Annotated in this window: 10 protein-coding genes; 9 read left to right on the forward strand and 1 reads right to left on the reverse strand. The window is 26.4% G+C overall.

Features of this window, described 5'->3' with window-relative positions:
- On the reverse strand, positions 1-1,319 hold a 1,319-nt coding region (locus tag H612_RS0104555), incomplete at its 3' end, for an Ig-like domain-containing protein (RefSeq protein WP_211223599.1).
- A gap of 577 nt (positions 1,320-1,896) precedes the next feature.
- On the opposite strand from H612_RS0104555, the gene H612_RS10375 reads away from it, so the two are divergent.
- From H612_RS10375 to H612_RS0104595, 9 genes are all read left to right on the forward strand, one after another.
- Complete coding sequence (locus tag H612_RS10375) at positions 1,897-2,031, forward strand: hypothetical protein (protein ID WP_281170293.1); 135 nt, start codon at positions 1,897-1,899, stop codon at positions 2,029-2,031.
- A gap of 207 nt (positions 2,032-2,238) precedes the next feature.
- Positions 2,239-3,147 (forward strand): SAM-dependent methyltransferase, encoded by a 909-nt coding sequence (locus H612_RS0104560; RefSeq protein ID WP_027130373.1) that lies wholly within the window; start codon positions 2,239-2,241, stop codon positions 3,145-3,147.
- Complete coding sequence (mnmM, locus tag H612_RS0104565; RefSeq protein ID WP_027130374.1) at positions 3,140-3,697, forward strand: tRNA 5-(aminomethyl)-2-thiouridylate-methyltransferase MnmM; 558 nt, start codon at positions 3,140-3,142, stop codon at positions 3,695-3,697. Before H612_RS0104560 ends, mnmM begins: the two co-directional genes overlap by 8 nt.
- A gap of 1 nt (position 3,698) precedes the next feature.
- Positions 3,699-4,298, forward strand: coding sequence for a CYTH domain-containing protein (locus H612_RS0104570; RefSeq protein WP_027130375.1), 600 nt, complete (start codon positions 3,699-3,701; stop codon positions 4,296-4,298).
- Positions 4,299-5,161: 863 nt separating this feature from the next.
- Positions 5,162-5,305, forward strand: a complete 144-nt coding sequence (locus H612_RS09925; protein WP_156882791.1) for a hypothetical protein — start codon at positions 5,162-5,164, stop codon at positions 5,303-5,305.
- Between the two features lie 103 nt (positions 5,306-5,408).
- Entirely contained in the window at positions 5,409-5,699 is a 291-nt protein-coding gene (locus H612_RS10495) for a hypothetical protein (RefSeq protein WP_483788255.1), read from the forward strand.
- Positions 5,677-6,315: a lantibiotic dehydratase gene (locus tag H612_RS0104585; RefSeq protein WP_281170294.1), complete on the forward strand. Its 639-nt coding sequence runs from the start codon at positions 5,677-5,679 to the stop codon at positions 6,313-6,315. The genes H612_RS10495 and H612_RS0104585 overlap by 23 nt, the downstream gene beginning before the upstream one ends.
- A gap of 17 nt (positions 6,316-6,332) precedes the next feature.
- A complete protein-coding gene (locus H612_RS0104590) occupies positions 6,333-7,181 on the forward strand; it encodes a lanthionine synthetase LanC family protein (protein ID WP_245570452.1) in 849 nt (282 codons plus the stop codon).
- Positions 7,182-7,210: 29 nt separating this feature from the next.
- Positions 7,211-7,427: hypothetical protein (locus tag H612_RS0104595; protein WP_027130378.1), on the forward strand; the 217-nt coding region annotated here is incomplete at its 3' end.

Below are 7,427 nucleotides of genomic sequence, written 5' to 3' on the forward strand. Positions count from 1 at the left end.
TTATCTTCCCAAGTTTTTTCTCCAGAAACTTTTATTTTTGGATTATCTTTTTCATTAATTACTTCTTTAGTTAGTGATTTATCACTACCAAAGTCTTTTGGTTCAATTTTTATTTCTTTTTGATCTAATTTATAACCTTCAGGAGCTTTTGTTTCTTTTAATGTATACTTGTCTTTTAATAATCCTGTAATTTTAATATTACCGTTTGCATCAGTTTTATAAGTTCCAATAACTTTACCATTTGCATCACGTGTTAATTGGAATTCTGCTCCTTGTAAAGATTTTCCATCTTTATCTTTTTTATGGATATTAATTGAGTACACATATCCTTCAGCACGTCCACCTGCCTCTAAATATTGTAAAGTAAAGTTTACATCTTTTTGTATTTTTCCATTATATTTCAATGTAGCATTATTTTTAAATATTTCTCCATGTGTTGGTGTATAATTTGCTTTAATATCATATTTTATATAATATTGTTCTGTTCCTATATTTCCTAAGCGAATATTAAAACCTTGTTTATCAGCATCTACTTCTATATTACTCTTGAAATTAGGTGTAACATCTACGTCCCCTTTATGTTTCCATTCACCATTATCCCAGTACCATTCTACTTTATATATTTTTATACTATTAGGCACAACTTCTACACCATAAGTATCTACAAGTCTATCTTTTACCCATGCATCTTTTAAATCCGCCTTACTTCTATTGATGGCTATCCCATAATGGAAAAGACTTTTATCTTGATTATCTTGCCAACCACTTTTTTCTATAATAGTTTCATACTTTTTACCTGGACCTTTGTAGTCTAATTTTCCTCCTGCAATAATCCTATTCCCTATTTGAAACTTAAGCTCTATATCTTGTTTTTGTTTAACTTTACTGTGATCTACTCTTGCATTAAAATACAGGCTACCCTTAACATCTGAACGATTTTCAGGATACTTTGTGTATCTTAAAGTAATAGTTTTCGCTTGATTATTTACTTCTGCTTTAGCTACAAGATTCCCCGAAGAATCCTTCACATCAAAATTTACTGTTGATTGAAAAGTTAATTGTTCTGGCAATCTTATTGTAGTTGTATCCCCCTCTTTAACTATATTGTCAGGTAGAGCAAACTTTGCATTTACTCTAAACTGCTGCCACATTTCCACAGAATTCCCAGGAATAGGTTTCCCATTAGTATCTGTAATATTTATCTCTGTAATTACGCTATCATGTGTAGCTGCTGCTTTGGCATTTTTTAAAGTGCTTGGCAAGAAAACATTTATAATTATCGCCAATGCAGAAAGCCAAATAAATATTTTTTTCTTCATTATATAAATATCCTTTCTTATATTTTTTATACTACATTAACTTAATTATTAATGTATATAAATACGTTTTATATATACTTCCTTCACTACATCGCGTATTATAACATACTATTATGAAACAACCGTGATAATGTTATTTATAAATAAAAAAATTCCCCCGGGGAAAATATATAAAATATTTAATATAAATTAATATTTTTTATTACTTCTCTTTAAAATTTACATAATAAACTTAATTTACAAATTTTTCTATACATCTAAAATTATAACTCTATTAAAATCTTTAATAACAAAATTATTCTGTGTATTTTTCATATGCAATAGCTATAAAATATGCATAGGAATGTTAAGTAATTAGGTTTAAAAATTCAAAGAAAACAGGTATAATATACTAGATACCTTGAAAGAATATCTAGAAAAATATCCAAAGAAACAAAAAATTAACAAGACTAGAAAAATTAGAAAAAGAAAATGAATATAAAGGTAACTGCATTAAAAAACTGCAAGAGATTAGTTTTAAAAAATCTCAGACAAAGAAAAAACAAGAATAGTAGAAGAGCTTAAAAATAAAAGACTAATGATAAATCACAAAACTAACAAGAAAACTAGAAGTTCAATCATTAGTAAAACATTGAGTTATTTGATGAAAAAAGACTATAAAGAGATGATATTACATAGTCGGCAATATAGTGTATATGCAAACTTAACATAGCCAATATCATGGTCTATAGATAATGGATTGATGGAATCATTTTTTGGATTAACGAAATCAAAGAAATATGTTGTCCAACATTTTGAAGATCACACAACGAAAAAATTTTTTCGAGTAGGTTTGTTACCTTACGACTTACTTTTTAAATATGTAAATATAAAATAAAAACTTTTAATAAAACTTTAAAAACAGAACAGGAGATTAGACATGATTTATATTATCGGACTTGGACCTAACAATAGTGCCAATATTAAAGAAAACATAAAAAACTTATTACTAAATAACACATCTGCAAAAATTATTGCACGCACAAAAGAACATCCTGCAATAGAATTTTTACAAAATAATGATATTGCCTTTGAAACATGCGATAGATTTTATACAGAAAATGACAACTTCGAAAACACATACAACCAAATAGCAAGCTATATTTCGAACTGTGCCAAAAACACTGATGTAATGTATCTTGTACCTGGTCATCCTATGGTAGCCGAACTCACTACTCAACTTCTTATTAAAAGTAATGAAACTGTGAAAGTTATTGGTGGTGAAAGTTTCTTAGATTCTTGTTTTAATGCTGCAAAATTCGATCCTGTAGAAGGGTTCAGTCTACTAGATGCTACAAATCATGATACATTAAAAAATATTAACCAAAAAAATCACATTCTAATCACTCAATGTTATGATGATATAACAGCAGCCAATATTTCGGACAAACTTATGAATTACTATCCTTACGATTACGAAATAACGATAATCGAACAAGCTGGAGCAGAAGATGAAAAAATTTATACCACTTCCCTTAATGAATTATCCGCTACAGTCGGAGAAAATGTAAACAATCTACGTGCTGTATATATTCCACCATATAAAGATGGAATAAGTTTTAATATTCAAGACTATACTCTAAATTTTGATGAAAATAACGAAGTTTTCGAAAATAATCTTAATGAAAAATTAAAAAATTTGGTTAATGAGTTGAAAACCGGTGAAGATAACACCAAAACCTTAGCAAAAATCATAAATACCACACTAGATTTCACAACAACTGTTGATGCTTATTATGAAATTAGCTCCATTTTAGAAGAAATGAAAAAGGATCGCCAAGATGGATAAAATACTTAACTTTAGTAAAAAACTTTTAAAAGAAAAAATAGATAAAAACTCTATTGTCGTTGATGCAACAGCTGGAAACGGAAATGATACCTTGTTCTTAGCGAAAACTAGTGCTAAAAAAGTTTATAGCTTTGATATCCAAAACCAAGCTATTCAAAACACAAAACAACTTTTAATAGAAAATAACTTAAATCATAAATGTGAAATTATTTTAGACTCACACTTGAATTTTGATAAGTATATTAGTGAAACTATCCAAGCTGTTATTTTTAACCTTGGTTATCTTCCGAATGCCAATCACGATATTACCACAATGGCGGATACTACACTTGCCACTGTGAAAAAATTTTTAAAACAACTTAATATCGGCGGAAGAATCGTCATTGTCATCTACTGGGGTCATAAAAATGGCAAGGTAGAAAAAGAAACTTTACTAAAAGAATTATCTTCCCTAGATCAAAAAGAAGTAGAAGTACTTACATATCAATTTATAAACCAGAAAAATAATGCTCCATTTATAATCGCACTAGAAAAACGAAAGGAATTTTAAAGTGAAAGAAATAGAAATAGAATTTAAAAACCTATTAACAAAAGAAGAATATGACAAACTCTTCCAAACATTCGAATTAGAAAAAAAAGAAGCTACAATAAATAAAAACTATTACTACGATGATGCTAATAACAGCTTAAAAAAAGCTAACGCCGCACTACGAATAAGACATACAAACACTAAAAGTGAGATAACTCTAAAAATAAAAGGAGAAAAACAAAATATTGAAATAAATATTCCAATCAATAAAACTACATACCCAAGTGAACCTGTAGTACTTCCAATAATTCCAGAAGAAATTCTAACAGAACTAATACGACTAAAAGTTGCTATAAAAACACCAATGTTATTTCAAAAAATAGAAACTCTAAGATACGAGATCGAACTGAAAACGGGTTTATTGGCCCTTGATAAAACCACTTTTAAAAACAATATTGTCGACTACGAATTAGAATTTGAAACTAATAATTACGATGATGGTTTAAAAGAGTTTAAGAAGCTACTCGCTAAATTCAGTATAATCCCTCGCACTGCAAAACCAAAAATAGCAAGAGCGGTTCTATATAGTAATGAAGAACAAGACAGTAAAATTGGAAAATAAATATACGTGATTCTATATAGCAACCTATAAAATCGAAAAATAAATATATGTACTTCTCTATATGATAACCAAAAACCAGACAGTAAAATCAAAAATAACAATTTAAAATATTATTTTGCAAAATAAAAAAACTCTATTTAATAACATTCTCAATAAAAATAAAGCTAACTGGAAATTTTTATCTAGTTAGCTTTATTTTTATATTTTAAATAATTTAAAGTGTAACTCTTCTGAGGTACCCTCAAAAGTTAGACCAAAAAATCTAACAATTGGAGATCTGTACAGGTTTTGACATAAAACTTTTCCGAGCACCGTCTTTAAAACGATGCCCTCTTTCATATTTTTGTTTTAACATATAAACTTTTTTTCCAACGATTTTGTCGTTATTTTTTTATTTCAAACACCATATATTTTGACTGATGGAAGATAAATAAAAAAATCAGTATTCTATAATTCAACTAATATTTCCCCAACACTTTTATAAAATATAATATTTATAAATACTTATTTTGACATCGCATAAATTTTTTGGATAAACAATATATTTTCACCCTATGGAAAACGTTTACTTACAATGAAGTTTCATGGTATAATAAGCATAGAAGAAATAAACGGGAGTTATTTGAATATGATAAGAATATGTAAAAATTTTACACCTACTGTCAATATAAAACATTCTTCCATATTAATATTAAAAGTTCTGATATTTCTAATAGGGATGTAACTATACTAACCAAATTAGAACCTGCTCTTAACACACCTATAAATAAAGAGTTCAATCCTTACTTTTATAATTTGTGTGAAGAACTTATCCAGATCATTATTGAAGTACTTCATTCGAAGTACAACACGCACAACTCCTTTTGTCTTTTTCTATAGTTTCATTAGGTAAACTAGGAGATAAAACAACAGTTGAGTTTGAAAATGATATTATAGATGTAATTGTTGAAAAAGAATGGATTAATAAAGTTAGGCATTCATTAGAAAAAAGTAATTTAAAAAATTAAGTTTTAAAATTAATGGTATAGCATATAAAAGCGGTGACAGATATTATTTCCTCATATTGGAGAAAATTACTGTGCTAATGATATTTATACCAGTGAATTAAGTATTAAATATACAAACTTAATAAATTTACTGGAGAAAAATTTACAGAACTACGCATCTTATAGTTCTATAGAAGAGAAAATAAAAGAGAAATATAAAAATGTAACATCGATAGAAATAGAAAACCTAATGTTGAATCTAATAGAAAATCAAATAATATATTCTAATCTAAAAGAAGATACTTATTGTAATGACAACTTAGCTTTCATATTGGAAGTTTTAAAAAGTATAAAATATAGAGGAGAAAAGTTAACTATTATTAAAAAAAATAATAAAATTAATAAATCAATATAAAAAAAATGGGGAAACGGTTTTATTAAATTTAATAGTTAGTGAGATGAAAAAGATTACAAATAGTAGTTCGTATATATCAATAAATAATGGAGCTTCTTGTAAAAAAAATACATTAAATAAATATGTTGTAGAAAAGTTAGAAAATTTTTTAGAAATTATCCATCAAATACCCGTTAAATGTAGCAAAATATCCACTTTTAAAAATAAATATTTAGAATATTTTGGAAAATTTGAAGAAATACCCTTTTTAAAAATAATAGATAAAAATCAATTTGACGGACTAAAGTATATTTCTGATAATTATGTGTTAGAAGATATAGATTTTGAAAATAAAATTAGTAATATTTTAGATTCAAAAATATCTGAGGCACTAGCCAAAAATAACGAAGAAATAATTTTAGATGAATTTGATTTTAAACATTTATATAAGAATGTTAATTATGTAAAATGTATGGATTTAAATATTATAGTAAATAACAGTAATAAAAGTGAATGTATATTTATTGGACCAGCTGTAGCATCCTCAAAATCTGGTTCAATGATTCAAAGATTTAGTAATTGCATTGATAGTGATATGTTGAGTAAATATAGAGAAATTTATCAGAACAAGCTATAAGCATAGCTATAGAGAACATAAAAGAAAAAAAATTAGTATTTTCTTATTATGATCTAATAACAGGTTGTGCAGGTTTTTTGAGATATTTGATAAACATTAATTCGAAAAATACAACACTAATTTTTAATATTTGTGAATATTTATCAATTTTATCTGAAGAAAAAGATTATGGGAATGAAAGAATAATTGGATATCATATAGAAGGAGAAAATCAATTTTTAGAGATAGAACGTGAAACACAACCCAATGGGCATTTGAATTTTGGGGTAGCTCATGGGATTATTTCTCCGATATTTACATTAGCTGAAGTATATAAAAAACATAATAAAAAAGAATTGATGTGTGTCATTAATAAATTATTGAATTTGTATGAGGAAGTAGAGAATAAAGATAAAGTTGTATCGTACCCAATGCAATTAAAGTATGAAGATTATATAAGAAAAGAATACTTAGGTAGAAAAGTAAGTAGTTGGTGTTATGGAAACATAGGAATCGTACGAGCACTCATGATTATATATAAAAATTTAGAAAACTTAAATAAATATAATAAATATAAAGAAGAATTGGTTAGAATAGTTAATCAATCATGTGAAAAATATGCATTAGAATGTTCCTATCTATGTCACGGATATGCGGGAATAATAGCGATACAAATACAGTCATATGTTGAAACAAGGGATGCTAGGTTTTTATATACCTTAGATAGGAATATAAATAAACTAATTTCATTAGAAAAAGAAGGTTTTTTAGGAAGTAATTCATACAAAGAAGATGTAAGTTTATTAGAAGGAAAGGCAGGTGTAATTCTAACTTTATTGAGCATTTTTAGTGAGAATGTTGTGTTTAGTGATTTAATGTTAATTTAGTTAGGTTAATTATAATCGGAGGGTTAAGTATGAATTATTATAAAATTAGATTTATATTAATATATTTGATTGTAGCAGAAGTAATTTCTTGTTTTTTAGCGTATAGGTATCATCTAAACGAAGAATTGATTGGTATGTATTTAATGATTTTACCAAGTACCAGTATTGTATTGTTAAAATACTCAAGTAAGAATGAAAAATTATTAGTTTATGATTATATTATATATGCTTATTTTATGATCTTTA

It is taken from the genome of Gemella cuniculi DSM 15828, from assembly GCF_000425665.1.
GTDB lineage: Bacteria > Bacillota > Bacilli > Staphylococcales > Gemellaceae > Gemella > Gemella cuniculi.